Consider the following 25,518-nt stretch of genomic DNA (forward strand, 5'->3'; position numbering starts at 1 on the left):
GAAATGGTCACGGAGCGGGCTGTTCTCGAGGGATAGTAGGAAAATCGCGGCGACAGGGGCCGACGTGACCCGCGTGCGATCGGGACGACGAACCAGTCTTACTCTTGCTCGCGTTCGGTCGTCCCCATCGTGATCTCGCCGTTGGCCCGGATCGTGCCGTCGACTTCGGCGTCGGGACCGAGCTTGAGGTCGCCACAGGAGACATCTCCGAGGACACGCGTCCCAGCGCCGAGTTCGACGTCGCCGTTGCGGGTGGTGACGTCGCCGTGAATGCGCGTGCCGTCGCCGACGGTGATATCGCCGCGTGCCCGGAGGCTTCCGAAGATATTGCAGGTCGTTCCGACATCGATTGTCTCCGCGCGGACGTTCCCGTGAAGGCGGCAGTCGTCGCCGATCGTCGCGGGCGTCGAGACGCGCCAGGCGTCGTCACCGACGGTCGCGTTCTGTGGGATCACCAGCGGGTCGGCGTCGGACGCGTTCGCATCGTCCTCGAGGAGTTCGGAGACGAGCTGCTGGGCCGTGTCGTCCTCGCCGATCAACAGGAGGTGTTTGAGGTAGACGAACAGGAAGACGATCGTCGGCATCGGATTACGGATGACGATCCAGCCGTTCGCTTCGAATCCCTCCTCGATCTCGACGTCATCACCGATGTCGAGATCGCCCGCGACTTTCAGCCTGCCACCGACGTGGACGCGTTCGCCGATGTAGGCGTCCTGGCCGACCAGGACGTTGTCGGCGACGTCACACCACATGTCGAGTCGGCAGTCGCCGTCGGCTTCGATCGCACCGCCGAACTCGGCCCCTTCGCCGGCTAAGACGTTCCGGCCACGGACGCCGAACTCGACGGTCGAGCGCCCGCCGACGAGGACGTTCCCGTCGGTAACGATGTCGCGCTCTTGCGTTTCCGTTCCGTCCGGAACGACGAGTTCGTCGAGCGGGTCCGTGCTGAAGGCCACATTCACGTTACAACGACATATCACCTAATAAATGTCGCGCGTCGTCGGTCGTTCGTCTGACGCGTGTCTGCCGGTTCGGTCGCCAGACGGACGGTCATCGCGGACAGTCGCCCCGTTTTTACACTCCCGCTGCATACGACCAGTCATGACTACGCTTGCGTTCGACGACGACGGCGTCGACGTCGTCTACGAAGGAACCGAGTTCCGCCTCAAGCGGGACTTAGTCGAGGAAGCCACCGAGAAATCCTACTACGACGTGACCGACCACGAAGTGTTGAAGATCGTCGCCGAACAGCCGAACCTGCAGGGCGAGCCGCGCCGCATCGGCGATATTTTGGACTGAGACGGATTTCGATCCCGTCTCGGGCCGCTAGTAGACGACGTGGAGGATCACGAACACCACGATCCCGAGTGCAAACGAAATCAGCCACAGCGTCGCCGCGATCCGGCCCACGCGGGCGTGGCTCGTCCGAGGAAGTTCCGCGACCGGACGGGAGAACGCGAGCATGAGGACGTAATAGAGCAGCGGAATACAGACGATCGCGAGCAGGATGTGGATCGCCAGCAGCGGCAGATAGACGAACTGGTAGACTGTCTCAGGGCCGGGAAACGGCTCCGGGCCGCCGGTCACGGTCAATCGGTACAGATAGAGGACCAGAAAGCCCACGAACAGGCCAAACGACGCCATCATCGCGACCCGGTGGCGCTCGATCTTGCCGCGTCGGATCGCCCGCCAGCCCACCGTGATCGTCCCGATCGCCGCCGCGCTCAACAGCGCGTTGACGAGCGGGATCGTCTCGATGACCCACTCCGGAGCCGCTGGCACGCTCGAGGACGGAATCCGACCGCCGGCAGCCGCAAAGACGACCGCCAGCGATACCACGCTCAACACGCCGGTGAGAAGCCGCACGCGCTCTCTGGGGACGTATTCCATGTGTGGGCGTTCGAGCGCAGCGGGAAAGTGGTTACTCTCTGGGGTGCTGTTGCCACCGCTGCTCGAGTCAGCGCACCATCTTGGAGATGGCCGGCACTCGTCGGAAGTAGTGTCGGAAAGGATTATGCGTGGGTGATGTCCACGAAGGGAAATCACCTGCATCGATTGTGGTGGATGTTCTCCACCGGTGCGATGCGTGGGACCGGATTCGAACCGGCGGACCCCTACGGGACAGCGCCCTCAACGCTGCGCCGTTGGCCTGGCTTGGCTACCCACGCTCGCTGTCTTTGTCTGCACTCAATCGTATCCAGTGTGATTATAAAAGCCCTTTCCTTTGCGTCCGCGACTGCGGTCGAATCACACACGCCTAGTTATACCTGAATGATGAGTTCCGACCGATTTGCGCCGCTGCCGGTCGATCGCTCCCCTGGGTGTCGCGATACTTGCCGCTATCTTCACTGTGACCGGGAAAGTCACAAAGGTTTCAACGCTCGAGCAAGAGGTTCGAGTGATGTCAGTGCCGTCTGGTCGGTCGCGCGCGCTCGCTGGGGCGCTCATTGTCGCCGGAATGATCGCTGCCGGCGTCTTCGTCTCGCCGACGACAGTGCTCGAGACCGTCGACGCGGTGGCCGCGGACCCACTTTCGTTCGGACTCGTCGTCGTGGGGCTCTATCTGGTGCGGCCGGCGTTGGCTTGGCCGACCACGCCGCTTGCAGCCGTCGTCGGCTACGGCTTCGGCGTCACAGCCGGCGTTCCCATCGCACTCGCCGGCGTCGTCACGACGGTGCTCCCGATTTTCGTTGCGGTCCGGTGGCTTACCGGCGACGACACAGCCGCCGCGGCTGACAGCAGCGGTGGCCTGCTCGAGCGAACCGGCGAAACCGTCGCGCGGTATTACGACACGGCGGGGCCGCTGCGGGGCGTCACCGCCTCGCGGCTGGCACCGATCCCTTCGGACGTCGCGACGTGTGCGGCTGCCGTCAGCGGCGTCGAACTCCGGCATCTGGTCGTCGGCACTGCGATCGGCGAACTACCCTGGACGGTCGCCGCGGTCGTCGTCGGTGCCTCCGCAGCAACGGTCTCGACGAACGGGCTCGGCGATCTCGGGCTCACACTCTCGCTTGGTTGTGCGTTCGCTGCCGCGCTCTTGCTCGCTGGCCCGCTCTATCGTGCACTGCGTGCGCGGACCCAGCGGCGAGCCGACGGCTCGAGACGATCGACGGACGGGTAGCTGGGTGCTTCAGTTTCGAGAAGTGCTCAGCGGAAGGGATCGCTGCAATCGATAATGACGCCGTGGTGTGGACAGACGTACTTGCAGTGGCGTTTGTACATCGGTGCCTCACAGTGTGGACAGCGCGGGCCGCCACGGGCTCGATCGCTCGAGTCGTCCACTGGAGCGCCACCAGCGGTGCCATCTCCACTGTCGGCAGTCATAGGACACTGTTCTCGCTGGTCAGTGCTAAGTGTGGTGTTTCCGGTGGTTCAGCGACGGAAAATGAGAGATAAAACGAAGATACCGCCCGAAACGGCTTCAGTTAGCGCTTAGCACTCGCTCCAGCCACAGGACTCGCAGGTCTTGCAGCCTTCGGAGAAGTACAGCGACATCGAGCCACAGTCGGGACACTCCGGCGACTCGCCGGCGTCGATAAGGTCTTGGGTCGTATCGTCGTCTGCATCTGCAGCCGCGCCGCCCTGTGCGGCGGCTGCACCGCCATCGGTTTTGTGACCGGCGGTTTCGACGCGGTCGGCGTCAGCCGACTCCTCGAGCGTCTGCTGTTTCGGATACGGCTTGTCGATCTCGCCCTCGAGATAGCGACGCATCGCGGTGCCGATCGCGTCGGGGATCGACTGGATCTGCTCGCCTTTGTCCCAGGCGACCTTGGGACTGCGGGTCCCACAGAGTTCGTCGACGATCTCGTCGGGGTCGACGCCCGAACGCAGCGAGGTCGAGATGACCTTCGCCAGCGCCTCGGTAAAGGAGTTGGTGAAGCCACCGGAGTGGCCGATGTTCGCGAACAGCTCGAACGGCTGGCCGGTCTCGGGGTCTTCGTTGATCGTGACGTAGATCTTCCCGTAACCGGTGTCGATGCGCTGGCTGACGCCCTGGAGGGCGTCGGGCCGTTCGCGCTTTTCGGTGAAGTCGACCTGCATCGGCTCGGCGTCGCCCAGCAGCGCGTCGACGTCGTCCTCGAGGATATCCTGAACCTCCTGACTCTCGAGGAACTGTTCGAGTCCGCCGAAGATCTCGTCGATCTGCTCGACGAGGGCCTGTGCGGCTTCGGTCTCGTCAGCGAAGTCGGCGTTGTCCGCCCGCGTCGTCAGGACCTGTTTGCTGCGGGTGCCGTCACGGTAGTAGGTGACGCCTTTCCCGCCGTGGTCGTAGATGTACTCGAACACGTCCTTGGCGTCTTCGAGCGTGGAGTCGTTGGGCGCGTTGACGGTCTTCGAGATCGCGGAGTCGACGCCTTCCTGACAGGCGACCTGCACGCCGGCGTGCTCTTTCGCCGAGAGATCACCGGTCGTGACGAACAGTTCGCCGATGGCGTCGGGCACCGTCGAGAGTCCCTCGACGCCGTTGAACTGGTTGGTCGCCATCTGCTCTTTGGCCTCTTCTTTGACCGCGTCGACGTCGATGTCGTTGTCCTCTAAGACGCGAAGGAAGTAGTCATCGAACTCGACGAGCATCTCGTCGCCCTGCACGTCGTCGGAGACGTTCTTGTAGTAGGCAACGTTGTAGATGGGTTCACAGCCGCCGGTGGTGTTGCCGACCATGCTCGTGGTGCCTGTGGGGGCGATGGTCGTCGTGTTGTGGTTCCGGACTGGGAACCCGTCTTCCCACTCGCCGGCGTCGAGGCCGGTCTGCTTCTCGAACCACTCGCGGTACTCGGTCGGGTTCGCGTACTTGGACTTGTCCCACTCGTCGAAGCTCCCGCGCTCCTCGGCAAGTTCGTGGGATGTCCACTTCGAGGTGTGGTCGATGTGGGTCATCAGCTGGCGCGCGACCTCGTTGGAGGCTTCGCTGCCGTACTCCATGCCGAGCTGGATGTACAGCTGTGCCAGCCCCATGATGCCCAGGCCGATCTTGCGCATCTCCCGGACCTTCTGTTCGATCTTCTCGACCGGGAAATCCGACATCGTGACGACGTTCTCGAGGAATCGGGTGCCCATCTCGATGCGGCGGTCGAGGTCCTCGAAGTCGACGGCGTTGTCGAGGAAGGCGTCCACGGCGTCCGCGAGCGTGTCGTACTCATCGCCGTGCTCGTCGTACCAGACGCGCCAGTCAGGGGCCTCGAGGTCCGCAAGCGTCGAGAGGTTGATGTGGCCGAGGTTACAGGCCTCGTACTCCTCGAGGGGCTGCTCGCCACAGGGGTTCGTCGCGAGGATGCGGTGGTCGGGGTGTTTCTCGATGTCGAAGGAGTGTTGCTTGTTCACCCGCTCGAGGTAAATAACGCCGGGTTCGCCGTTCTCGTGAGCGCCCTCGACGATGTCGTCCCAGAGTTCCTCGGCTGGGATCGACAGTTCCTCGCCGACCTCGACGTATTCGCCGAGGCCGAACATGTCGTAGAGCTCCTTCGTCTCTTCCGTTGCGATGTGTGCCTCGCCCGTTCGGGGGTTGGTGAACGTAAACTCCTCGCCGTTCTGGACGGCCTCCATGAAGTCGTCGGTGATGCCGACAGAGATATTGAAGTTCGAGAGGTGGCCCTCGACGGCGTTCCGGAGATGCTTGGGGACCCGTCCCTCGTCGTCGATGAGTTCGCGGGCTTCGTCCAAGGCCTCCTGGAAGGAGGTGTGGGTGTAGTCGTCGGGGTCGTTCAGGCGCAGCGTCTCGGCCAGCGAGACGTCCTTGTTCTTGGCGTGGATGAACTGGATGACGTCGGGGTGGGAGACGCGCATGACGCCCATCTGCGCGCCGCGGCGAGCGCCGCCCTGGGCGATCGTCTCGCACATCTGGTCGTACGTGCGCATGAACGTGATCGGTCCCGACGCGATGCCGCCGGTCGAGCCGACCGCGTCGCCGTAGGGACGGAGTCGCCAGAAGGCATAGCCCATGCCGCCGCCGCTCTGGAAGACCTGCGCGGCCTCCTTGGCAGTCTGGTGGATGTCGTCAATGTCGTCGTCGGGGGAGTCGACGAAACACGCAGAAAGCTGTTGGAGTTCGTCGCCCGCGTTCATCAGGGTCGGCGAGTTCGGCATGAAGTCGAGGTTCGCCATCATCTCCTGGAACTCGTCGGCGACGTCCTCGACGTGCTCGCGGATCTCGTCGGGGAGTTCGGGGACGACGGTATCGTAGGCGAACTTGTTAATATTGTAGATAGAGAGTGCGGTTTCAGTCTCGTCGTCCGTAGTGGTACCGGCGCCGAAGACCTCCGCAGCGAGTTCGTCCCGCCGTGGGTGGTCGGGCTTGAGCTGGTCGGGCGTGACCGTGATCTCGAGGTCCTGTTTCTCGGCCTCGTAGACGGCCTCTGCGAGCGCGATGTTCTTGCCGACGCGGTCGAAGAGATCTTCCTGTTCTTCGATGAGGTCGCCGTCGGCGTTCTTGCGCAGATAGCGCGCCGGCAGGATGTTGTGGTAGGCGTTGTCGGTCAGTCGCTCCTCGAGCGTGTCACCTTTGGTGCGCTTGATCGGGAGCGTCAACTCCGCCGCGGAGAGGTCGGCGTCGCTCATGCGCGAGCCACCTCGTCGCTACACCGCTGCAACGCGTCGATTCTGGCGTGGGTCCGGGTCCTGACTCTAATCATTCGTGACGAAGGTTCAGTATTCACGTATTCATCTTAAGCGTGGTGTTTTCTCCTACTCTCCTTGTAGTAGTACAAATATAGTTGTATAGATGTCTCTGTAGCCTATCGTGTCTAGGTCTCCCGCGGCCGCCGAAACGGCCGCCTGTGCGGTCACTACGACCTACGCCGTCAACCGTCTTAACGATTTTCAGACCGAACTGAAAGTGACTGTAAGCGACGGAATCTCGTCGCTTTCGCGTGGTTTTCTCTTTCACAAACCAGTGGCCGAGTGGGACAGCCTCGCTCGAGTCACCGACACCAGATGATCACTCACTGTCGATGATCAATCACGATATCCAGAAAGATTACGTCGTTGCAGTGTGGTGAATTGCATATGATCGATGCACTCACGTCGGTACCGCCAATCTTGCTGGTGCTGACCGCGCTCGCCGCCTTCGCCGTCGCCGTCGTCGCGATCAAGATCGCGATCAAACTGGCCGTCAGAATCGGAATCGTCGCTGCCGTCGTCCTCGCGGGACTCTATGCCGCTGGGTTCACTGACCTCTCGTTTCTCCCCTTCTTCTAATCACAGCGATCCATTTCGCTGTCACGATAGCCGTCGTCTCGTCGGACTCAGACCTGTGCGAGGAAGTTTTCGATCACGTCGTGGCCAGCCGCCGTGAGCACGCTTTCGGGATGGAACTGCACACACTCGAGGGGATACTCGCGGTGGCGAACGCCCATAACGAGCGTCTCCTCGTCGTGGTCTGCGGTCGCCGACACCCCAAAACAATCGGGGACCTCGGTTGCAACCAGGGAGTGGTATCGGCCCGCGCGAAAGCCCTGCTCGAGCCCAGCGAAGACACCCTCGCCGTCGTGGTCGACCGCGGAGGCCTTGCCGTGGATCGGTTCGGGAGCCCGACCGACGGTGCCACCGTACTCGTAGACGGCGGCCTCGAGGCCCAGACAGACCCCGAGCGTCGGCACTTCGGGGGAGAGTTCACGGAGCACGGCCATGGAGACACCGACGTCGCGGTCGTGTTTCGGATGACCGGGGCCGGGGCTAATGACGATCGCATCGGGGTCGACGGCGCGCACGTCCGCGAGCGAGGCCGTGTTCTTCAGCACCTCGGTTTCGGTACCGGGCAGTTGGCTCACGTACTCGACGAGGTTGTACGTAAACGAGTCGTAGTTGTCGATAAACAGGACCATCATCGGCTCCGCCGACCCATCGGCCCCGTTCGCGTCCGCCTCGTCCGTCGTCGCGCTCATCGGCTCACCTCCGGCGTCGCTTCGGCGTCGCCCGCGTCCGACTCTATAGCCGGTCGTTCGATCTCCTCGAGCGCCGCTAAAACGCCACCCATCTTCTTTTCCGTCTCCTCGTACTCGGCGGTCGGATCGCTGTCTGCGACCAGTCCCGCGCCGGCCTGCACCGTAACGCGGTCCTGGTCTCCCTCGTTTTCGACTGTCGCGGTTCGGATCACGATCGCGAAATCCGCATCGCCAGTCCACGAGTAGTAGCCGACGCCGCCGCCGTAGAGGCCACGGGGCTTGGACTCGAGGTCGTCGATGATCTCCATCGCGCGGATCTTCGGCGCGCCCGAGAGCGTCCCGGCGGGGAACGAGGCTCGCGTCGCGTCGAACGCATCCGAGTCGTCGGCCAACTGGCCGGTTACAGTCGATTCGATATGCTGGACGTGGCTGTACTTGAGGACGTTCATAAACTCGTCGACGCGGACTGAGCCCGGCTCTGAGACGCGGCGAACGTCGTTGCGCGCCAAATCGACCAGCATCGTGTGTTCGGCCCGCTCCTTGCCGTCGGCGAGCATCTCGCCCGCGAGTCGGCGGTCCTCGACGGGACTCGAGCCCCGGTCACAGGTGCCCGCTATCGGGTTCGACATGACCTCGCGCCCGCGCACCGAGATGAGCGTCTCGGGGCTGGCCCCGACGACCGTCAGATCGTCGTGGTCGAGCAGGTACATGTACGGCGACGGGTTCACCTCGCGCATCGCCTCGTAGAAGCCAAGCGGATCGATGTCGCCGTACAGTTCCCGCGTGCGCGAGATAACGCCCTGGTAGATGTCGCCGTCGAGGACGTGTTCTTTGGCCTGCCGGACGCTGTCTTCGTACTCGTCTTTGGGGCCCGCGACCTCGTCCTCGCGGACGAACCCGCCCGTGTCGGGCCGGTCGGCTTCGCGCAGCGTCGCCCCAACAGCAGCCGCCTCGTCGACGAGCGTATCGTACACCGCCTCGGGATCGTCGTCGGCCTCGAGCACCGGCGTAAAGACCAGCGAGACCGTCCCGTCACACTCGTCGAAGGTCAGCGTCTTCGTCGTCAGGAGGAACTGCGCGTCGGGAAACCGCGAATCGGGCCGTTCGAGTCCGACCTCCTCGAGCCAGAGGTCGTAGACGGCGTCGTAGGCCAAGAAGCCGACCAACCCGCCCTCGAGATGCTGGCGGTCGTGGTCGGGGACGTTCTCGAGGCGAACGTCCGGCATCGCCGCCCGGAGCGCGTCGACGGTGTCGCCCGCTGCACCCGTCTCGATCGCCGACAGCGGCGCATCGTCGGTCAGCGCCTCGACGGTCGCATCGCCAGATTCGACCGTCACGACGGCCTCGGGATCGTAGCCCACGTAGGAGTAGCGCGCGTGGCGCGCGGCACCCGTAGTACTCGGCCGGAACGCGCCGTCCGGATCGCTCGAGGCGGTCTTTTCGGCGCTCTCGAGCAGGAACGCATACGGCGCGCGGTCGCGGTCGCCCGCGTCGGATCGACCGGTCAGCGCGGCGTAGGCTGCAAGCGGCGTCGTGTCGACCTCGAGGGTCGCGACGGTGCGGACGACCGCCGGCTGGTCTGACCGCTCGTCGCTCGTGCCCGCGTGGGCACGGAACGTTTCGCGGTCGATGTCGAACGTCGGCGGCTCGTCAGTGGCGGTGTCGGACTCGGTCATAGTGGTCACGGCTCCAGCTCCGCCGGTCGACGGGCGGTCTTCGCTCGAGTGACGAACGACTGGACGGCGTCGACGTCCTTGACGCCGCCGCGTTTCTCGACGCCGCTTGCCACGTCGACGGCGAAGGGCTCGACGGTCCGGACTGCATCGGCGACGTTTGCGGGCGTGAGCCCACCTGCAAGGATCACCGGCGACTCGAGGGCCGCCGCGGCCTCTCGGGTCCGGTCCCAATCGTGGGTCCGGCCGGTCCCGCCACCGCCGTCCTCGCCCGCGGTGTCGACGATGAGCCCGTCGACGACGCCGTCGTAGGCCTCGGCGCTCGTCACGTCGTCGGCATCGATCGCGAGCAAGAGCTCTATGTCAACGTCTGTACGCAGGGACGCGAGTTCGTCAGGGCTGGCGCCACCGTGGAGTTGGAGCGCGTCGGGCTCGACCGCCTCGACCAGTTCGACCGCGTCGGCGGGGTCGTCAGCCATCGTCACGAGCACGCTCGTCACGAACGGCGGCGTGGCAGCCGCCAGTTTCGTGGCCTGCTCGAGCGACACTTCACGCGGCGTCTCGACCGGCACGTCACAGATGATGCCGACCGCGTCCGCGCCCGCGTCGACCGCCGCCGCGAGATCGGCTTCGTTGGTGAGTCCACAGACCTTGACGCGTGTCATCGTCCCTCCGGCTGTGGCGCCGCGCCACAGAGTTGCTCGAGTTTCTGGGCTGCCGCACCGGATTCGATCGCCTCGTGGGCGGCGTCGGCACCAGCCTCGAGCGAGTTGGCCTCGCCTGCGATGTAGATCGCCGCGCCCGCGTTGGCCAGGATGACGTCGCGTTTGGCACCGGTCACGTCGCCCTCGAGGATGCCACGCATGTCCGCAGCGTTTTCCTCCGGAGCGCCGCCAGCGATATCGTCGATCGCGTGTTCGTCGAGTCCCAGATCAGCGGGCTCGAGCGTATACTCCTCGACGGAACTGCCGTCGACTTCGGCGGCGACGGTCTCGCCGTGAATGCCGATCTCGTCGGTGCCTGCGCCGTGGACGACCAGCGCGCGCTCGATGTCCATCCGCGAGAGCGCGTCCGCGAGCGTCGAAACGAGATCAGCGTCGTAGACGCCGACGACCTGTGCATCCGCGCCGGCGGGGTTGGTCAGCGGCCCGAGCACGTTGAAGATCGTCCGCATTCCGAGTTCCTTTCGCGGCCCGATGACGGCTTTCATCGCCGGGTGGAACACCGGTGCGAGCATGAAACCGATGCCGTCGTCCTCGATCGCTTCCTCGACGGCGGGCGGTTCGGCCTCGACATCGACGCCGACTTGCTCCAAGACGTCTGCGCTGCCCGACGACGAGGAGACCGAGTAGTTGCCGTGTTTGGCGATCGGGACGTCGGCGCCCGCAGCGACGATCGCGCTCGTCGTCGAGACGTTGATCGTGTTGTAGTCGTCTCCGCCCGTACCACAGGTGTCGACCAGCGGCTCCCGGTCCGGCGAGATCGTTCTGGCCGCATCGCGCATCCCTTCGGCGAAGCCCGCGATCTCGGCTTCCGTCTCCCCTTTTGCGCGCAGCGCCGTCAGCAGTGCGCCGATCTGAGCCTCCGTTGCGCCCTCGAAAACCGCTGTCGACGCCGCTCGAGCCTCTTCCTGTGTCAGATCCTGTCCCTCGGTCACTCGTTCGACGTACTCCTGCATAGTGAACACCAATGTACGTTGTTGTCTTGTAATGCTCAAATCCGTACATCAACTTAAGCGTATCGACCGGGTGCGTGAGGGCGACTCCCGTACGGCGTCCGATTCGAAACCTTCAATTACGGTGGCGAGCAACGATTGAATGCAGTCAGGAAGCGTGGCAGTGAGGTCACGCAGACCGAAACCAGGCGGGTTGGTGGTCTAGTCTGGTTATGACACCTCCTTGACATGGAGGAGGCCGGCAGTTCAAATCTGCCCCAACCCATTTCTAACGACGCAACGACGAAAAGCGGAGCGCAGCGACAGGTCCGTTTCGTCGGAAATCATCACGATTGCTATAGCTCAGTTCTAACGGATCAACGACCGACGAGCGAGGGTGTCGCTGGTGCTAACGCGTACAAGCCGATCGTCTGAACCATCTCGAGCCAGTCACAGACGTCTCGAGTCAACTGTGTCTTTCCCCAGCAGAATACCGGTCCATCGAAACACCTGACCGAAAAATTGTCACTGTTTTCCACGATATTAGTTTATGCTACCGGTCGATGTAATATAGAACATGAGTTCGCACTCAAAGCACGGCAGTGAAAGTCACGTCCACGAACACCATCCTGGGGCGGTGGGCTACGAGACGCCACAGGCCGCGATCGAGGAGGCGACTCGAGAGACTGTCGCCTACGTCCCAGCCCTCTACGTCGGGACGGGGATCGACGCGCCCGACATGCTGACTGTCGTCGACATCGACCCCGACTCGTCGACCTATTGTGACATCATCGATCGGATCGAGATGCCGACCGTCGGTGACGAGTTACACCACTTCGGCTGGAACGCCTGTTCGTCGTCCTGCCACGTCGAGGGGGCAGAACGACGATATCTCGTCGTTCCTGGCAACCGCTCGTCTCGCATCCATATTATCGACACGAAAGATCGGGAAAACCCCGAACTGGTCGACGTGATCGAACCCGAGGCAGTCTTCGAACACGACCTCTCGGCCCCGCACACGGTCCACTGCATCCCCGAGGGACAGATCATGATCAGTATGCTGGGCAACGCCGACGGCGACCTCCCGGGCGGGTTCCTCCTCCTCAACGAGGACTTCGAGATCGAAGGGCGCTGGGACACGCCCGGCGACATCGAAATGAACTACGACTACTGGTACCAGCCACGCCGGAACGTGATGGTCTCGAGCGAGTGGGCCGCGCCGAAAACCTACTATCCGGGGTTCGACCTCGAGGACGTCGAAGCCGGGAAATACGGCCAGAAGCTGCACTTCTGGAACTGGGAGGACCGGACTGTCGAACAGACGATCGACCTCGGCGAAGCGGGGATGATCCCGCTCGAGGTGCGCTTCCTACACACCCCCGAATCGGACCACGCCTACGTTGGGGCCGCGCTCTCCTCGAACATGTTCCACCTGTACCGGGAGGACGGTGAGTGGCACGCGGACAACGTCATCGACGTGGAGGCCCGCGAACACGAGGACTGGGACATGCCCGTCCCCGGCCTCATCACGGACCTCCTGGTCTCGATGGACGACCGCTACCTGTTCTTCGCGAACTGGCTCCACGGCGAGGTCCGCATGTACGACATCTCCGATCCGTCGAACCCACGGCTGGCCGACACGATCTCCGTGGGCGGACTCTTCAGTGACCGCCAAGAGGTCCAGGGACGGGCGATCAACGCCGGCCCGCAGATGCTCCAGCTCTCGCTCGATGGCGAGCGTCTGTACTTCACGACGTCGCTGTACTCGACGTGGGACGACCAGTTCTTCCCCGAGGAAGGCGAGCAGGGCTCGGTGATGCTGAAAGCCGATGTGAATCCGCGCAAGGGGACGATGACCCTCGACGAGGAGTTCCTCGTCGACTTCGGGACGCTGCCGGCGGGACCGGCCCGCGCCCACGAGATCAGGTGGCCCGACGGCGACTGCACGAGCGACGTCTGGCTGTAGAAACGACGATCGAAGGCGCTCCCTCGAGCCGACGACCGCTCGCGGGGGTGTGGACACGGCCCGCCGGCGGAACGCGGGCCGAGCGAAACGGTTCCAATACAATGACTGTCCATTCAACAAAAGCCGGTGAGCGACGATGCGGATGAGCCGAGCGGCTGCGGCTGCGTTCGTCGCGCTCGCGGTCTGGCCCGTAACCGTCAGCGCCCACGGGGCTGGCGCAGAGACAGCAGCGACAGGAGGGCACGAGCCGGCGGTTCCGTTTGCCATCGCAATCGGGCTTTCGGTGCTGCTCGGCGTCGCGGTCGGCCTCGGAACCGTCTCGCGTTACAGAATCGACCCTGCCGCCGCGGACATCCACGACGTGACGACGCGACGTGAGGTGACGGCGCTGGTGATCGTGCTGGGACTTGCAGCGTTGCTGTCGGGTCTCACCCAGCAGTGGCTGCTGGCGATCGGCGGCGGACTGCTCGGCGGGGCGGTCGCCTGGGTCGGACGCGGACACGGCGTGTCACCGCACGCCGGCTGTGCGGACGCGGCACTCGGCGCGATACTGACCCATCGCGTCGTCGAAGGAATCCTCATCGCGGGCATCTACGCGACGAGCGCCTCGTTCGGCCTGGTCGCGCTCGCCGTCCTGACGGTACACGCACTCGCCGAGACGGTTGCCGTCGGGGGGCTGTACGCACCGGTCAGTCGCAGCTGGGGCGTCGCGAGCGTCCTCGCAGTCCAGTTCGGCTTCCTCGCCGGCGCCGTCGGTGGCAGCGTCCTCGTCGCCGGCCTCACACCACCGGTCGCCACGCTTCTCCTCGCTGGTGTCGGGGGTGCCCTCCTCGTCACGGGCACGACCGAGTTCCGCGTGGCGGCGATGGGGCAACGGCATCGTCTCGAGGCGTAGCTGTGGGACGATACGGACGGCGGTCGAAATCGAACGGTACAAACCCGCGAGTCGACTGCGCCCTGTCATGGAAGTCGTCGGTCGGCTGCTGGCGCTGCTTGCGGTGTTGCTAGTCGGTGCCGGATTGCGGACGACTGGCATCCTCGACCGCCGTCGGACCGAACTACTGAACGCCTTCGCGTACTACGTCGCGCTGCCGGCGCTGATCTTCGTCTCCACCTACGACCGAGCGATCGGCGAGTTGCTCTCGCCGGCACTGGTCGGTGGGCTTCTCTTCGTCCTGTTTACGACCGTGGGACTCGCTGCACTCGTCCACCGCAACCGTGACTCGAGTGCGCGCCGCAGCGTCGCGATCGTCCAGTCGTATCACTCGAATCTGGGCTATCTCGGCTTGCCGCTGGTCGCGGCGACGTTCGACGCGTCGGTGACGGCGATCGCGAGCGTCGTCTTGGGTGTCGTGACGCTGACGCAGATGCCGCTGACGATTCTCGTCCTCTCGACGCTGAACGGGGCCGACGTCTCGCTCGCACGGGAACTCCGCGGGCTCGCGACCAATCCCGTGTTGGCGACGCTGGTCGGCGGGCTTGCCGTCGGCTCATTCGGAGTCACGATTCCGTCGGTCGCCGCGAGCGGACTCGACGCCGTCGGCTCGCTGGCGCTGCCCGTCGCGTTGCTCTGTGTGGGCGCATCGCTGCAGGTTGATCGCGCCGACGTCGATCTCGAGGCGACTGCCGCCGTCGTCGCGCTCAAAATCGGGTTGATGCCCGTGCTCGCGTGGCTCGTGTTCTCGACGCTGGCTGTCGACGCGGCGACGTTCACCGCCAGCGTGGTGATGTTCGGCACGCCGACGGCGGTCTCGACGTTCGTCTTCGCGAACGAACTCGGCGGTGACCGGGAGTTCGCATCGCTGAACGTCTTCGTCACGACGCTGCTCTCGATTGCGACGCTGTTCGTGCTCATCACACTGGTCGGCTAAGCACCACGTCGGCACCGGTCGATAAGCCTCGAGCGTGTGGGTCTCGAAACGAAGCCGTGCTACAGCGAGAAGAGGTTTTTGAGGCGACCGAGCAGTCCCGGACTGTCGTCGCTGTCGCCGTCGTCGCCATTGTCGTTCGCGTTTGGCTGTGAGTCCCGGTCGACCGAGCCGGCCAGCGGACCGGCATCGTTGGGTACGTCGGGACCGCTGCCCGTGTCACTGACGCCAGACGTCTCGAGGTCATCAAGCGAGAGATCGACCTCATCGATCTCGGGGGTCGACTCGCGACCGTCGCCGGCCTCGGCAGCCCGGACATCTGCGCCTGTGACGGTGCCGTCCTCGACGCGCGCGGCCAACTCCTCGAGCGAGGCGTCGTCGGGCAGGCTCGAGGCGGCAGCATCGACCGTCGTCGCGTCGTCCGCGGTCGTATCCGGCTCGGACGGAGTGTCGGTGTCGCCGGTGTCGTCGGTGTCGTCGCTGTCGTCGGCTGCGTCCGCGTCCGGCTCGCTGTCAGCAGCTGTGCGGGCGACCGTCGCAGTCTCGGTGGCCGCTCCTGTGTCTGGCTGGCTCGCGTCGCCAGTCGTCTCGTCGGCTGCCGGAACGTCGTCCTCGTCGAACGTGGTCGTGACGGCGTCGGACTCGTCCGTCGTGGCGGTCGTGTCGCTCGAGTCCGCTGACTCGGATTTCGTCTCATCGAGCGACGCGAGAATGTCGTCGACGCTCTCCTCGGAGACGACACGCTGGGGGCCACCACCTGGCTCGAGGCTGTCGCCCGACTCGGCGTCGTCGGCCCCGTCCGAATCGGCTGCATGCTCGTCGCTCATGGTGGCAGTCTGGCGCTGCCGAGGACATAACTGTTCCCCTGTTACGACAGTCAGGACTCCGAGACGATCGTGACTCGATCGAGTTACTCCGCGAGCGGGGGGTGTGCCCGGACGACGTTGAGGACGGCACCGACGAGGATGATGATGCCGGCGAAGTAGAGCCAGGTGACAAACAGGAGGACGACGCCAACGGCACCGTAGGCCTCGTACTGGGCCGCATTCGCGGCATAGAGCTGGAACCCTGCCTGCAGGAGCGTCCAGCCGACGGCGGCGAAGACCGCGCCGGGGAGCACCTCGCGCAGATCGACCGGAATCGGCGGCAGAACGTAGTAGATCGGCAGGAAGACGAAAATGAGCCCGATCAGCAACGAGAGCCAGCCTAGGGCACCGACGAACGGGATGGTATCAGCAACAATCGCAAGCAGTGTCCCGATCCCGATCATCAGGACGAGCGCGCCCGCGCCGGCGACGATAACCGTGAGCCCGTCTTTGATCTGGTCAACCATCGAGTCCTCGGCGACCTCGTCGTAGACCTTGTCGAACGCCAGGCTCAGTCCCCGGAAGACTTTGAGCGCACCCCATGCGGCGACGACGAGCGCGACGATGGTCGCCTCAGCGCGCCCGGATTCGGTCGTCAGGGCATCGGTCACGAGTTCCTCGCCTGCCGCCGGGAGGAAGTCGCCAGCAGCGGTGATCAACTGCTCGGCTGTCTGCTCGCCACCGACTATCGAGCCGGCGACAAGCGCGAGCAAGACCAGCGGGATGAGCGACACGAACGCGTAATACGCGAAGCCGGCCGCAAGAAAGGTCAGATCGCGGTCGCTCGCCGTCCGATAGATCGCAGTGAGCGTCTCGGGAACCTCCATAGGGACTGTACAGTAGTGCAGACCATGAACCTGTAAGTCGTTCGCACTCTCTGTGTCTCGGTCAGTGTCGATCTTTTCGCCGCGGCTGTCAGCAATCGTGACAGACCAGTTGTGTTGTCCCGACCGTCTCAGTCGGGAGTTCCACTCGAGGCGGGAACATCCACCGACCGATCACCACTCCTGACAGAAGTTCTGCCCCGCGTAGACCGCGCCGTCGTCGGTGATGTAGACGCCGACACCGGCGCGGTCCCAGCTTGGCGTACGTCCCTCCTCGAGAATGGCCTGCCGGTGGGACGTGGAGTTCATCCACTGGTTGACCAGTCCGGTGGCGAGCCCTTCGGCGGTTCGGTGGCGAACGATACCGTCGCCGTCTGCTTGGCTGACGCGTCGACCGAGCCACGTTTTAGCGATGTTCTCGCCGTATCCCCGACAGTAGTCACCGACGTCCTGAAAGCGATCGCCGGGTGCTTCTCCGTCCGGGTTCCGGTGGGCGAAGTAGTCACGGCGGGCCATATCGGTGCTGTGTGCGCGCGCGACGGACGCAACTGTCCCATCCCACTCGAGCGGCGGGAGGTCGTGGGCAGCCCGTCGGTCGTTAATTTTGGCGTGGACGAAGTCCTCGACGGTCGCGGAGCGAACGACCTCGACGTCGGTTTCGTAACTCGAGTTTCCCAGATCCCCAGGATCGACCACTGTGGGGTTTCGCTCGCCGGCTGGTGGCGGCTCGGGACTGGGAGAGGGCTGCTCGCCGATGTCGAGACCGTCGATGAGCTGCGGTGCAAAGAGGGCGGTTCCGAGCGCGAGCGAACAGACGAGGACGATGGCGACGAGGAGGTTCACCAGTCCCCGCACGAGTCCACGGTCGGTGCTCCCGCCGGCGTTCGTTTCTTCGGTCGCAGGCCGCCGCCGATCCATCGCGTCGACAGTTGGCCCGTGGCTACAAGAGGACCGCGACCGCTCACAATGGCTGAGACATCCACAGCGTTTGATACAACGGTCGTCCGCTCGCTCGAGGAGGGAGTTTCGAGGACTATACCAGATGATGCTTTACGCTGAGACTGCAACGGTCGATATTGATGCGCAAACGGACACTGCTTGCGTCAGTTGGCTCCGGTGTCGCACTGAGTCTGAGCGGGTGTATGGGTATGATCGGCAACGGGAGCGACGGCGAGTCGAACTCGAATACGTATCTCGACGCCAAAGAGTGGGAGGGAGTCGATGACCCGTCTAACCTCCCGTTCCCGACGCATGGCGAGGCGCTCCCGTCGGCGACCCTGCCGGCCCCGTTGCGGGACGGGACGGAGTTCTCGATGCCCGACGACTTCGAGACGGATCTGCTGGTGACGTTCATTTACACGACCTGTATGACGATGTGTCCGCGTCTGACCGCCCTCATGGCGCAGACGCAGGACTACGCACGCGAGGAAGGATACAGTGATCAGGTGTCGTTCGTCGAGACGACGTTCGACCCCGCCAGAGACGACGCCGACGCCTTCCGGGAGTGGGCAGACAAACACCGGGTCGAGATGGACGACGGGAACTGGTACTTCCTGCGGCCCGAGAACAAGGACCGCGCGAAGGAGGTCGTTCAGGAGAACTACGGCGTGTATTTCACCAAAACGGAGCCGGAGGACATGGACGCCTACATGTTCTCACACACGGGTGTGATCCTGCTCGCGAACAAGAAGGGGTACGTCGAACGCGCGTACAAACTCCAGGCCCAACAAAATCCCGAGTCGCCGCGGGTGTCCAGACAGGAGATCAACGACGATCTGGCGACGCTGCGCGAACGAGAAGGCTGATCCCTCGCTCACCGCAGCTCGCGGTTATGGCTCCCCGGCCCCACACGCACGCTCATCCAGAGTGACTGTTCTCCGCCCCGTCGCCAAAAATCGTCTCGTGAACCCCAACGACGAGTCCGGGGACGACCGCCATGAACAGGTGTTCCTCGAGCGGAATCCCGGCAATGTCGACACCGGTCCGAAGGTTGATGTCGAAGACGCCGACGGCGAGGGTATACCGGTCCCAGACGTAGGCGATCGGGTACAGTGCGAGGATCGTCACCGCTGCCTTTCGGAGCGCGTTCGCGCGACGTAACAGGATGGCGGCGACAGTTCCCCACACGAGCTCGGTGACGAGGTAGGTGTACCGACCGAAGACGCTGATGTCGGGCATCGGCTGCAATTCAACGGCTGCTATAAAAACACCTGGGCTGGCGCCACCCGGACAAAACGGGCAGTATCTTAAATACGTGGGGGGCAGTACATCAGGGCAGAAGGATGAATATCGCTGATATCGCCACTACGGAGTTTATCGAAGTCGATGCTGGCACGCGCATGGGGAAAGTCCGTTCGCAGTTCGAGAACGGCAACCCCAAGGGAATCATCGTCACCAACGACGGGGAGTACGAGGGCGTCATCAGCGAGCGAGAGGTCCTCCAGTCTCACGTCGAAGACGACGCCAAGGTGTCGGCACTCACCAAACCAAGCCGGAGCACGCCATCACCCAAGGTCGACCGGCAGGAAGACGTCCGCGAGACCGCACGCGTCCTCGTCGAGAGCAACGCGAAGGTCGCGCCGGTATTCGAACACGGCGACCTCTGGGGCGTCATCAGCAACGACGACATCCTCGAGGCGGTCCTGGATAACCTCGATGCCCTCACCGTCGAGGACATCTACACCGACGACCCAGTCACGCTCCGTGAGGACGACGGGATCGGCAAGGCGATCAATCTGCTCCGAGAACACGGCATCTCCCGGCTGCCGATTCTCAACGAGAACGGCTACCTCTCGGGCGTCGTGACGACTCACGACATCGCCGACTTCGTCATCCGAGAGGACGACACGACGACGACCGGCGACCGGGTCGGCGACAGCCAGCGGATGCTCGACGTGCCCGTCTACGACATCATGAACAGCCCCGTCCAGACGACGACGCTCGATGCCACCGCCAAGGAAGCCGCCGAGGCGATGCTCAAGGACGATTACGCGGGCCTAATGGTCACGCCGGCGGACGACGACCGCGTCGTCATCGGCATTATCACCAAGACGGACATCCTGCGCGCGCTGACGTTCACCGAAGAAGAGCACATGGACGTTCAGATCACCAACATCTCGATGCTCGACACCATCACCCGGGAGTCGATCGTCCAGAGTATCGAGGACGTCTCGGACAAGTACGCAGACATGCAGGTGATGCACGCCCACGTCCGCTTCCACGAACACAACGAGAAACTCCGTGGCACCCCGCTCGTGCAGTCGCAGATCCGCCTGCGAACTAACAAGGGCCAGGTCGCCGGCACCGGCGAAGGCTACGGTGCCGAGAACGCCTTCCGCGTCGCACTGGACAAACTCGAGCGCAACGTCTTAGAGCTCAAGGGCGTCACCAGTGACGAGGAGTACCGCGGCCAGCTCCTGCGGAAGCTCAACGAGATCTAGATCGGTCGCGCTCGGACGACGGCTGTCGCATTTTTTGCGCGTGGATGGGAGAGGACAGCGGATTCCACAGAATGAAAGCACTCGTAGGTAATCGAACGCCGACCTCTCAGGGACGGCCCATCTCGTCAGCACCCTCGAGCCCGGCTTCCGTAATCCGGAACTGGACCGATTCACCCGCGGGTTTCGAGCGGTGTTTCTCGAGCGTCGCCCGTCGATTGCCACCCCGGAATCGCTCGAGGCGGACGACGGCACCGGTCCAATGTTCCAAGGTATTGCCGCCAAGCCCGCGGGTGCGATCCGAGTCTGGATCAGAAAAGACCTGGTTCGTCAGGACGACCGCGAGATCGTGTTTTCGAGCCAGCGAGAGCAGGTGTGTCACCTGCCGGGTGACGCTGCGCAACGCCTCGCCCTCGTCGCCGTCGGCGGTGCGCTCGAGTCGGTAGAACCCGGTCGCGCTGTCCAAGACGATCAGATCCGCACGCTCGGCGAACTCCTCGGCGTCGCGGACGGCTTCGGCTTGTTCCTCGAAGTCCAAGACGTCCTCGATGACGATCCGTGAGGCGACCGCTTCGATAGCGTCGTCAGCGCCGGCGCGCGAACGAGCCGGTCCGTCGTCGACGGTGGCCTCGAGCAACTGCTGGAAGCGGTCGACGGAGATGCCTTCGGTGTCGATATAGACGACGGTCCCACCGTCGACGGCCGTTTCGACGGCCGCCGACAGCGCGAGGTTGGTCTTCCCGGCAGCCGGTGGACCGTACAACTGCGTGACAGTCCCGCGTTCGAACCCCCCACCAAGCAACTCGTCGACCGGGTCACAGCCGGTCGAAATCGCCTCATCAGTCACGGGTCGAGTTAGCTGGCTGTGAGGAAAAAGGCCCCGGAACTGTCCGACGGTCGGCGTCGGCTGTCGTGTGCGATCGGTATTCGACAGACTGTGATCGCGCTCGAGGAGCACTCCAGAAATCGATCACGGTCTGGTCCCAACTGTGATGCGTGCGCGAAAAATGAGGTGTGTGCGCAGCAGTTAGCAGAAGTTCTGTGTGGCGTACACTTTGCCGTCGTCAGTGACGTAGACGCCGATACCCTCGTTTTCCCACTGCGACGCGAGGATGTTCTCTCTGTGACCCGGCGAGTTCATCCACTGGGTGACGATCGCATTTGCGAGTTCGGTTTCGGTGGTGTATGTGTCGGTTCCACCATCGGTTCGAACGGGTGTGTCGTACCACGTCTGCGCGATGTTCTCGCCGCCAGTGTAGTACGTGTTGCCGCTGCCATCGACACGGCACGTGTATCCCGCGTCGGCGTACCGGTCGCCGAAGGTATCTCCTTCAGGGCTCGTGTGTGAGAAGTACCCTCTCTCGGCCATGTCCCGGCTGTGCTCGCGTGCGATGTCACGGAGTTCCGTGTCGAACGCCAGTTCGTTCAGACCACGCGCGGCGCGTTCGTCATTGACGGCCTCGTGGATGCTGCGTTCGACGGCGGCGCGGTCGAAGCCGTCGGTTGTCTCGTCAGTCGAGGATTCAGTCTGACCGCTGTCCTGGTCGTCCGTCGTGGTGTCTCCGTCGGTTTCCTCGCCAGTCGAGGATTCAGTCTGACCGCTGTCCTGGTCGTCCGTCGCGGTGTCTCCGTCGGTTTCCTCGCCAGTCGAGGGTTCGGTCTGATCGCTGTCCTGATTGTCCGTCGTGGTGTCTTCGTCGGTTCCGTCGTCGGTCTCGGACCCATCAGTCTCACTCGAGTCGGTTGTGTCACCAGCATCGGAACCAGAATCGGTGTCAGCCGAATCGGTCGTGTCAGTTGTCTCTGACTCGTCACTGTCGGACGACCCATCGGTCGTGTCGCTCGTCTCTTCAGTCTGCTCGACAGTATCGTCGGTACCGCTGTCGTCCGTCGTCGTCTCGGTGTCAGAGTCACCGTCCCAGACAGACCCATCCGATCCCGTTTCCGATGGCTCGTCAGTATCGTCAGCGCCCTGGTCGTGGCCAGGACAGTCGGAGAGGCTGTCGGGGACCGACAGGCCATATGTCGTGAAAATATCGGCCAGCCACGTCTCGAGCGGGGAACAGGAGTCGGCCTGGTTCTGCTGGAACAGCGCAGGTATCGTATTGCTACTCGTCGTCGTGGCATCGGTTACAGTCGCGATCTCGGTCTCTGTCGTGTCTGTTGCCGTGGCGGGTGGTGCAGTCGCTGCAACCCCCGTCCCGGCCATACTCACCACGAGCACCGCAACGATGGTGAGGGTAATACCCAGTCTTGCTAATCTACTCATCAGCACGTAAAACGAGAAAATAAGTTGTAATGAACTGTCTCCTGTACCTGTTCAGTCTTTAGGTCTGAACAAAGAGTACGGTATAGAGACACACGGAATCCTGTCAGTAATTGTTCGGTCGTGTCTCGCCGTTGCCGGCGATGATCGTGTGATCGGTCTTCGTGACCGACACGGGCGTTCGTATACGTTTATTCGGTGCGGAACCGAAGCCACTCCTGTGATCGTCGTCGCCACGTCAGACTTCGAGGTATACCACGGCGTCGTCAACGAACTCCGCGAGCGCGGGACGACGTTTACGACCGTCGAACCGGACGCGGAGCTGCCCGACCACACTGACGTCGTCGTCACTGGAGACGCTCACGCCGACGACTTCGCAAGCGTGCCGACGATCGTCGCCGACCCCGACGACCCCCGGCGGGCCGTCGACCAGGCGCTGGCCGCGGTTCGCGGTGATGGCGGTCGGACGGTCATCGGCGTCGATCCCGGCCGCAAACCCGGGATCGCCGTCCTCACCGGCGAGACCGTCGTCGCCGCCTTCCAGGTGCCACTCGGCGACGCCGTCGACGTCATCCAGCGCGAGGCCGCCGAAGCACCCGCCCCGATCGTCCGGATCGGCGACGGCTCCCGGCTCGAGGGCGCGAAACTCATCACCGACCTTGAGGACGTGCAGGTCGAACTCGTCGACGAGACGGGGACGACCCCCTATCTCGGCACGGGCACGCGAGGGATGGGTGACGTGCTGGCGGCGGTGAATATCGCACGGCTCGAAGGAGAGGTCGTCGACGCGCGCGATATCGAGCCGACGGAGGGCGAGTTACAGGTGATCAAGGACCGCTCGCGCGAGCAAAGCGAGGAGAATCGAGCGATCGACGAGGTGCTGGCCCGTCGGGTCGCTGCCGGCGAGTTGACGATCGACGAAGCGCTCGCCGAGCACCGGGACGACGGGGATGGGAACACAGCCGAATCTGGAACAGAAGATTAGTCCACCGAACGTTAGAACGACCGTCTGCGTACACTGAGCTCTATCCGATCGATAACACGGGGCCGAAGTCCAAAAGAAGCGGAAACTAGCAGTCACGTCGGTCGAAAACCGACCGTGTGACCAAATTGGTTACGCGCCGGCCCAGACGTTCGTCGAGGAGACGGACGTGAACTGGACGTTCTCGTTCTCTTGCATAGTGAGCTGCGAGCTGCCGGCACTTCCACCGTTCTCGGCGACTGCGACGGAGGTGTGCTGCTCGTTCAGATTCTCCTGCGTAATGAACTGGTACTGTGCAATCGCCGCGGTCGCATCCTGATCGATGTCGTTCGTCTGCGTGGCGTTAGCGGCGTAATCGTACGACATGCCGGGGGTAGCAGTACCCGAGTTGCCGTCGAGCGTGACTGTCGTACTCGAGGTTCGAGAGATGTCTTCAGAGGTGTAGCCTGGACTCGCGTAGACGTTCAGCGCGTTCGCGTAGCCGATCTGGACGTTGTAGTTCTGCTGGTACGCCAGCTGGACGGCGGTCGCCTCACTTCCGTTCTGTGCGATGGCCATCGCGCTGTTTTGCAGATTGATGTTCCGCTGTTCGACGCTCTGTTCTTGAGCAACGCCGGCGGTCGCGGTCTGCTCGCCGCCGTCCTTGCTCTTCTTGTCGGGCTTGGCCAGATCGGTTTCAGTCGAGAGGACGCCCTCGCTGACGCCGCCCGCAGTTGCGACGTTCATTCCGGCGGTGGACGCCAGCACGTTCGATGCGCTGGCCTCGCCGATCTGCTGGTTGAGGTTGCTCTGGTCAGTGAACTGGACTGCTGTCGCAGTACTGTTCTCGCCAACCGCGATAGCGACGGCGCCACGCTGTTCGTTGAGGTTCGCCTGGTCGACATCCTGTTGTTGCGTGACGAGTGCCTCAGCGCTCTGTCCCGTGGATAGACCGCTATCGCCAGACTTGTCCTTCTTGTGACCGAATTGACCGTCACCGAGGTAGACGTTGGACGCGTTGGCGACCCCTTGCTGCAGGTTCTCGTTGCGCTGGTACGACTGCTGGACTGCGGTCGCGTCGCTGTCGTTGACGGCCATGGCGAACGCAGTGCTCTGGTTGTTGTAGTTCACCTGCCCGACGTCCTGTGACTGATCTACAGCTGCGAGGGCCTCCTGAGTGATCGTCTCGTCATCACCCTTCTTGTCTTTGACGCCCCAGCCGTCGAATTGCTGGTCACCACTGTTGCCAATGATTATATTGACGCTACCGACGTTGTCGAACTGCGTTTTTTCGCTCCCCAGGATATTCTCGGCAGTGGCTGAACCGCGCTGCTCGTTGTCGTTGTACTGGTTCGCCTCTTGGATGGCGGTCGCTTCGCCACCATCGATCGAAACGGACACGGCAGAGCCCTGCTCGTTGATATTGACCTGATCGACATCCTGGTACTGGATGACGTCAGCCGCGGACTCGGCTGAATCGCCCGCGTGCGTATCAACGTATTCTTCGAGCGATTGGTTACTGAGATCAGCACCGAAGACCAGATACAGCTCCTCGCCGTTCTCGAGCGTGTATACTGGTCTGTCAGTGGAGTCGTTGTTGCTGCCTGCGGTGGCTGCCGGGACACCAGCTCCCATCATCGCCAAGGCTACCATACAGGCCATAAGGACTGTCGTAGCTCGTGACCGTCTTGTCGTATTGCTTGTCATGGTTCGTTTGATCTATGCCGTGAGAGTCCTTTGTTTCCGCATCTCCACGGCGCAAACCACCCTTCCCGGATGATAGACATTGTTATTGATCAGTTGTCGATGGGATGAAGGAGTCTACTCAACCGAAGACAGGTGCTAAAGACCGAAACCAAGACCTTCGGACCCGAATAGATACTGAGTCATGTTTCCACATTACAAGATCCAATAATGGCGCTCAGACCGTTTCAGCAGGAAATTCTGACTGTTTCAATAATAGAGCTCAGTTAGGAAGGATGAAAGGCGGTATTTCGGTACAAAACGGGGGCGGGACGACAAGAGAAAACAGTGAGGAAATATCAAAATAGATCCCAAATATCAACGACAAGTGCTCTCCCGCAGGTGATGTATGCCTATCCTCCTCAGCGTAGTCCCGATTT

At 63.2% G+C, this 25,518-nt stretch carries 24 protein-coding genes and 2 tRNA genes; 10 read left to right on the forward strand and 16 right to left on the reverse strand.

Translation table 11 applies throughout. The features are described 5' to 3' along the window. Positions 1–98: 98 nt before the first annotated feature. The gene (locus tag ACERI1_RS08625) at positions 99–956 is read right to left on the reverse strand and encodes an acyltransferase (protein WP_373617705.1); all 858 of its coding nucleotides are present in this window, start codon (positions 954–956) and stop codon (positions 99–101) included. A gap of 145 nt (positions 957–1,101) precedes the next feature. On the opposite strand from ACERI1_RS08625, the gene ACERI1_RS08630 reads away from it, so the two are divergent. Next, on the forward strand, positions 1,102–1,299 hold the full coding sequence (locus ACERI1_RS08630) for a DUF5800 family protein (protein ID WP_373617706.1): 198 nt from the start codon (positions 1,102–1,104) through the stop codon (positions 1,297–1,299). A gap of 27 nt (positions 1,300–1,326) precedes the next feature. On the opposite strand, the gene ACERI1_RS08635 is transcribed toward ACERI1_RS08630, so the two are convergent. Both ACERI1_RS08635 and ACERI1_RS08640 read right to left on the reverse strand, forming a co-directional pair. After that, a complete protein-coding gene (locus ACERI1_RS08635) occupies positions 1,327–1,890 on the reverse strand; it encodes a DUF420 domain-containing protein (RefSeq protein ID WP_373617707.1) in 564 nt (187 codons plus the stop codon). A 193-nt stretch (positions 1,891–2,083) separates the two neighbouring features. After that, positions 2,084–2,168 (reverse strand) — tRNA-Leu (locus tag ACERI1_RS08640). Positions 2,169–2,401: 233 nt separating this feature from the next. Here ACERI1_RS08640 and ACERI1_RS08645 point away from each other — a divergent pair. Further along, on the forward strand, positions 2,402–3,121 hold the full coding sequence (locus tag ACERI1_RS08645; protein WP_373617709.1) for a TVP38/TMEM64 family protein: 720 nt from the start codon (positions 2,402–2,404) through the stop codon (positions 3,119–3,121). A 26-nt stretch (positions 3,122–3,147) separates the two neighbouring features. Here the strand turns inward: ACERI1_RS08645 and ACERI1_RS08650 are convergent, their stop codons facing one another. Together ACERI1_RS08650 and ACERI1_RS08655 are read right to left on the reverse strand one after the other, a co-directional pair. Next, positions 3,148–3,324: an HVO_2523 family zinc finger protein gene (locus tag ACERI1_RS08650; protein ID WP_373617710.1), complete on the reverse strand. Its 177-nt coding sequence runs from the start codon at positions 3,322–3,324 to the stop codon at positions 3,148–3,150. Between the two features lie 108 nt (positions 3,325–3,432). Beyond that, positions 3,433–6,555, reverse strand: coding sequence for an adenosylcobalamin-dependent ribonucleoside-diphosphate reductase (locus tag ACERI1_RS08655; protein WP_373617711.1), 3,123 nt, complete (start codon positions 6,553–6,555; stop codon positions 3,433–3,435). A 447-nt stretch (positions 6,556–7,002) separates the two neighbouring features. Here ACERI1_RS08655 and ACERI1_RS08660 point away from each other — a divergent pair, with 447 nt between their 5' ends. Further along, a complete protein-coding gene (locus ACERI1_RS08660; protein ID WP_373617712.1) occupies positions 7,003–7,194 on the forward strand; it encodes a hypothetical protein in 192 nt (63 codons plus the stop codon). A gap of 47 nt (positions 7,195–7,241) precedes the next feature. Here ACERI1_RS08660 and trpG read toward each other — a convergent pair whose 3' ends face one another. Genes trpG through trpD form a run of 4 tightly spaced genes read right to left on the reverse strand, consistent with a single transcriptional unit; the run spans position 7,242 to position 11,231 of the window. Then, complete coding sequence (trpG, locus tag ACERI1_RS08665) at positions 7,242–7,823, reverse strand: anthranilate synthase component II (protein ID WP_373618156.1); 582 nt, start codon at positions 7,821–7,823, stop codon at positions 7,242–7,244. 53 nt (positions 7,824–7,876) lie between these two features. Further along, a complete protein-coding gene (gene trpE, locus ACERI1_RS08670) occupies positions 7,877–9,556 on the reverse strand; it encodes an anthranilate synthase component I (protein WP_373617713.1) in 1,680 nt (559 codons plus the stop codon). A gap of 5 nt (positions 9,557–9,561) precedes the next feature. Further along, complete coding sequence (locus ACERI1_RS08675) at positions 9,562–10,218, reverse strand: phosphoribosylanthranilate isomerase (protein WP_373617714.1); 657 nt, start codon at positions 10,216–10,218, stop codon at positions 9,562–9,564. Then, positions 10,215–11,231: an anthranilate phosphoribosyltransferase gene (gene trpD, locus ACERI1_RS08680; RefSeq protein ID WP_373617715.1), complete on the reverse strand. Its 1,017-nt coding sequence runs from the start codon at positions 11,229–11,231 to the stop codon at positions 10,215–10,217. Before trpD ends, ACERI1_RS08675 begins: the two co-directional genes overlap by 4 nt. Positions 11,232–11,418: 187 nt before the next feature. Between trpD and ACERI1_RS08685 the strand changes: the two genes are divergently transcribed. From ACERI1_RS08685 to ACERI1_RS08700, 4 genes are all read left to right on the forward strand, one after another. Continuing rightward, positions 11,419–11,493, forward strand: a tRNA-Val gene (locus ACERI1_RS08685). Between the two features lie 291 nt (positions 11,494–11,784). Then, positions 11,785–13,173: a selenium-binding protein SBP56-related protein gene (locus ACERI1_RS08690; protein ID WP_373617716.1), complete on the forward strand. Its 1,389-nt coding sequence runs from the start codon at positions 11,785–11,787 to the stop codon at positions 13,171–13,173. Between the two features lie 136 nt (positions 13,174–13,309). Beyond that, positions 13,310–14,068 (forward strand): hypothetical protein, encoded by a 759-nt coding sequence (locus tag ACERI1_RS08695; protein WP_373617717.1) that lies wholly within the window; start codon positions 13,310–13,312, stop codon positions 14,066–14,068. 67 nt (positions 14,069–14,135) lie between these two features. After that, positions 14,136–15,044 (forward strand): AEC family transporter, encoded by a 909-nt coding sequence (locus tag ACERI1_RS08700; RefSeq protein WP_373617718.1) that lies wholly within the window; start codon positions 14,136–14,138, stop codon positions 15,042–15,044. A gap of 59 nt (positions 15,045–15,103) precedes the next feature. Here the strand turns inward: ACERI1_RS08700 and ACERI1_RS08705 are convergent, their stop codons facing one another. The 3 genes from ACERI1_RS08705 to ACERI1_RS08715 form a co-directional block, all read right to left on the reverse strand. Beyond that, positions 15,104–15,868, reverse strand: a complete 765-nt coding sequence (locus tag ACERI1_RS08705) for a hypothetical protein (protein ID WP_373617719.1) — start codon at positions 15,866–15,868, stop codon at positions 15,104–15,106. Positions 15,869–15,951: 83 nt separating this feature from the next. Then, a complete protein-coding gene (locus ACERI1_RS08710; RefSeq protein ID WP_373617720.1) occupies positions 15,952–16,734 on the reverse strand; it encodes a YihY/virulence factor BrkB family protein in 783 nt (260 codons plus the stop codon). A gap of 171 nt (positions 16,735–16,905) precedes the next feature. After that, positions 16,906–17,649, reverse strand: a complete 744-nt coding sequence (locus ACERI1_RS08715; protein WP_373617721.1) for a CAP domain-containing protein — start codon at positions 17,647–17,649, stop codon at positions 16,906–16,908. 161 nt (positions 17,650–17,810) lie between these two features. Here ACERI1_RS08715 and ACERI1_RS08720 point away from each other — a divergent pair, with 161 nt between their 5' ends. Further along, positions 17,811–18,536 carry an SCO family protein gene (locus ACERI1_RS08720; RefSeq protein WP_373617722.1) on the forward strand — a complete coding sequence of 242 codons (726 nt, stop codon included), beginning with the start codon at positions 17,811–17,813 and terminating at the stop codon, positions 18,534–18,536. A gap of 52 nt (positions 18,537–18,588) precedes the next feature. Here ACERI1_RS08720 and ACERI1_RS08725 read toward each other — a convergent pair whose 3' ends face one another. Continuing rightward, on the reverse strand, positions 18,589–18,909 hold the full coding sequence (locus ACERI1_RS08725; protein WP_373617723.1) for a lycopene cyclase domain-containing protein: 321 nt from the start codon (positions 18,907–18,909) through the stop codon (positions 18,589–18,591). Positions 18,910–19,013: 104 nt separating this feature from the next. On the opposite strand from ACERI1_RS08725, the gene ACERI1_RS08730 reads away from it, so the two are divergent. After that, positions 19,014–20,171 carry a CBS domain-containing protein gene (locus ACERI1_RS08730; protein ID WP_373617724.1) on the forward strand — a complete coding sequence of 386 codons (1,158 nt, stop codon included), beginning with the start codon at positions 19,014–19,016 and terminating at the stop codon, positions 20,169–20,171. 106 nt (positions 20,172–20,277) lie between these two features. On the opposite strand, the gene radB is transcribed toward ACERI1_RS08730, so the two are convergent. Both radB and ACERI1_RS08740 read right to left on the reverse strand, forming a co-directional pair. Next, the gene (gene radB, locus ACERI1_RS08735; RefSeq protein ID WP_373617725.1) at positions 20,278–21,015 is read right to left on the reverse strand and encodes a DNA repair and recombination protein RadB; all 738 of its coding nucleotides are present in this window, start codon (positions 21,013–21,015) and stop codon (positions 20,278–20,280) included. Positions 21,016–21,195: 180 nt separating this feature from the next. Next, positions 21,196–22,377 carry a CAP domain-containing protein gene (locus ACERI1_RS08740; protein WP_373617726.1) on the reverse strand — a complete coding sequence of 394 codons (1,182 nt, stop codon included), beginning with the start codon at positions 22,375–22,377 and terminating at the stop codon, positions 21,196–21,198. 277 nt (positions 22,378–22,654) lie between these two features. Between ACERI1_RS08740 and ACERI1_RS08745 the strand changes: the two genes are divergently transcribed. Next, a complete protein-coding gene (locus ACERI1_RS08745) occupies positions 22,655–23,419 on the forward strand; it encodes a hypothetical protein (RefSeq protein WP_373617727.1) in 765 nt (254 codons plus the stop codon). A 129-nt stretch (positions 23,420–23,548) separates the two neighbouring features. Here ACERI1_RS08745 and ACERI1_RS08750 read toward each other — a convergent pair whose 3' ends face one another. Beyond that, positions 23,549–25,048 carry a hypothetical protein gene (locus ACERI1_RS08750; RefSeq protein WP_373617728.1) on the reverse strand — a complete coding sequence of 500 codons (1,500 nt, stop codon included), beginning with the start codon at positions 25,046–25,048 and terminating at the stop codon, positions 23,549–23,551. Positions 25,049–25,518: the final 470 nt, after the last annotated feature.

The sequence above is a fragment of the Natrinema sp. HArc-T2 genome (assembly GCF_041821085.1).
Taxonomy (GTDB): domain Archaea; phylum Halobacteriota; class Halobacteria; order Halobacteriales; family Natrialbaceae; genus Natrinema.

Excerpts from the sequence above, each read along its gene's own strand:
- ACERI1_RS08705 (WP_373617719.1), bottom strand. The coding sequence starts at position 15,868 with ATGAGCGACGAGCATGCAGCCGATTCGGACGGGGCCGACGACGCCGAG.
- ACERI1_RS08740 (WP_373617726.1), bottom strand. The coding sequence starts at position 22,377 with ATGGCCGGGACGGGGGTTGCAGCGACTGCACCACCCGCCACGGCAACA.
- ACERI1_RS08655 (WP_373617711.1), bottom strand. The coding sequence starts at position 6,555 with ATGAGCGACGCCGACCTCTCCGCGGCGGAGTTGACGCTCCCGATCAAG.
- ACERI1_RS08715 (WP_373617721.1), bottom strand. The coding sequence starts at position 17,649 with ATGGATCGGCGGCGGCCTGCGACCGAAGAAACGAACGCCGGCGGGAGC.
- ACERI1_RS08635 (WP_373617707.1), bottom strand. The coding sequence starts at position 1,890 with ATGGAATACGTCCCCAGAGAGCGCGTGCGGCTTCTCACCGGCGTGTTG.
- trpE (WP_373617713.1), bottom strand. The coding sequence starts at position 9,556 with ATGACCGAGTCCGACACCGCCACTGACGAGCCGCCGACGTTCGACATC.
- ACERI1_RS08700 (WP_373617718.1), top strand. The coding sequence starts at position 14,136 with ATGGAAGTCGTCGGTCGGCTGCTGGCGCTGCTTGCGGTGTTGCTAGTC.
- ACERI1_RS08690 (WP_373617716.1), top strand. The coding sequence starts at position 11,785 with ATGAGTTCGCACTCAAAGCACGGCAGTGAAAGTCACGTCCACGAACAC.
- ACERI1_RS08730 (WP_373617724.1), top strand. The coding sequence starts at position 19,014 with ATGAATATCGCTGATATCGCCACTACGGAGTTTATCGAAGTCGATGCT.
- ACERI1_RS08725 (WP_373617723.1), bottom strand. The coding sequence starts at position 18,909 with ATGCCCGACATCAGCGTCTTCGGTCGGTACACCTACCTCGTCACCGAG.
- ACERI1_RS08660 (WP_373617712.1), top strand. The coding sequence starts at position 7,003 with ATGATCGATGCACTCACGTCGGTACCGCCAATCTTGCTGGTGCTGACC.
- ACERI1_RS08720 (WP_373617722.1), top strand. The coding sequence starts at position 17,811 with ATGCGCAAACGGACACTGCTTGCGTCAGTTGGCTCCGGTGTCGCACTG.
- ACERI1_RS08630 (WP_373617706.1), top strand. The coding sequence starts at position 1,102 with ATGACTACGCTTGCGTTCGACGACGACGGCGTCGACGTCGTCTACGAA.
- ACERI1_RS08750 (WP_373617728.1), bottom strand. The coding sequence starts at position 25,048 with ATGGTAGCCTTGGCGATGATGGGAGCTGGTGTCCCGGCAGCCACCGCA.
- ACERI1_RS08675 (WP_373617714.1), bottom strand. The coding sequence starts at position 10,218 with ATGACACGCGTCAAGGTCTGTGGACTCACCAACGAAGCCGATCTCGCG.
- ACERI1_RS08645 (WP_373617709.1), top strand. The coding sequence starts at position 2,402 with ATGTCAGTGCCGTCTGGTCGGTCGCGCGCGCTCGCTGGGGCGCTCATT.
- ACERI1_RS08710 (WP_373617720.1), bottom strand. The coding sequence starts at position 16,734 with ATGGAGGTTCCCGAGACGCTCACTGCGATCTATCGGACGGCGAGCGAC.
- ACERI1_RS08695 (WP_373617717.1), top strand. The coding sequence starts at position 13,310 with ATGCGGATGAGCCGAGCGGCTGCGGCTGCGTTCGTCGCGCTCGCGGTC.
- ACERI1_RS08650 (WP_373617710.1), bottom strand. The coding sequence starts at position 3,324 with ATGACTGCCGACAGTGGAGATGGCACCGCTGGTGGCGCTCCAGTGGAC.
- trpG (WP_373618156.1), bottom strand. The coding sequence starts at position 7,823 with ATGATGGTCCTGTTTATCGACAACTACGACTCGTTTACGTACAACCTC.
- trpD (WP_373617715.1), bottom strand. The coding sequence starts at position 11,231 with ATGCAGGAGTACGTCGAACGAGTGACCGAGGGACAGGATCTGACACAG.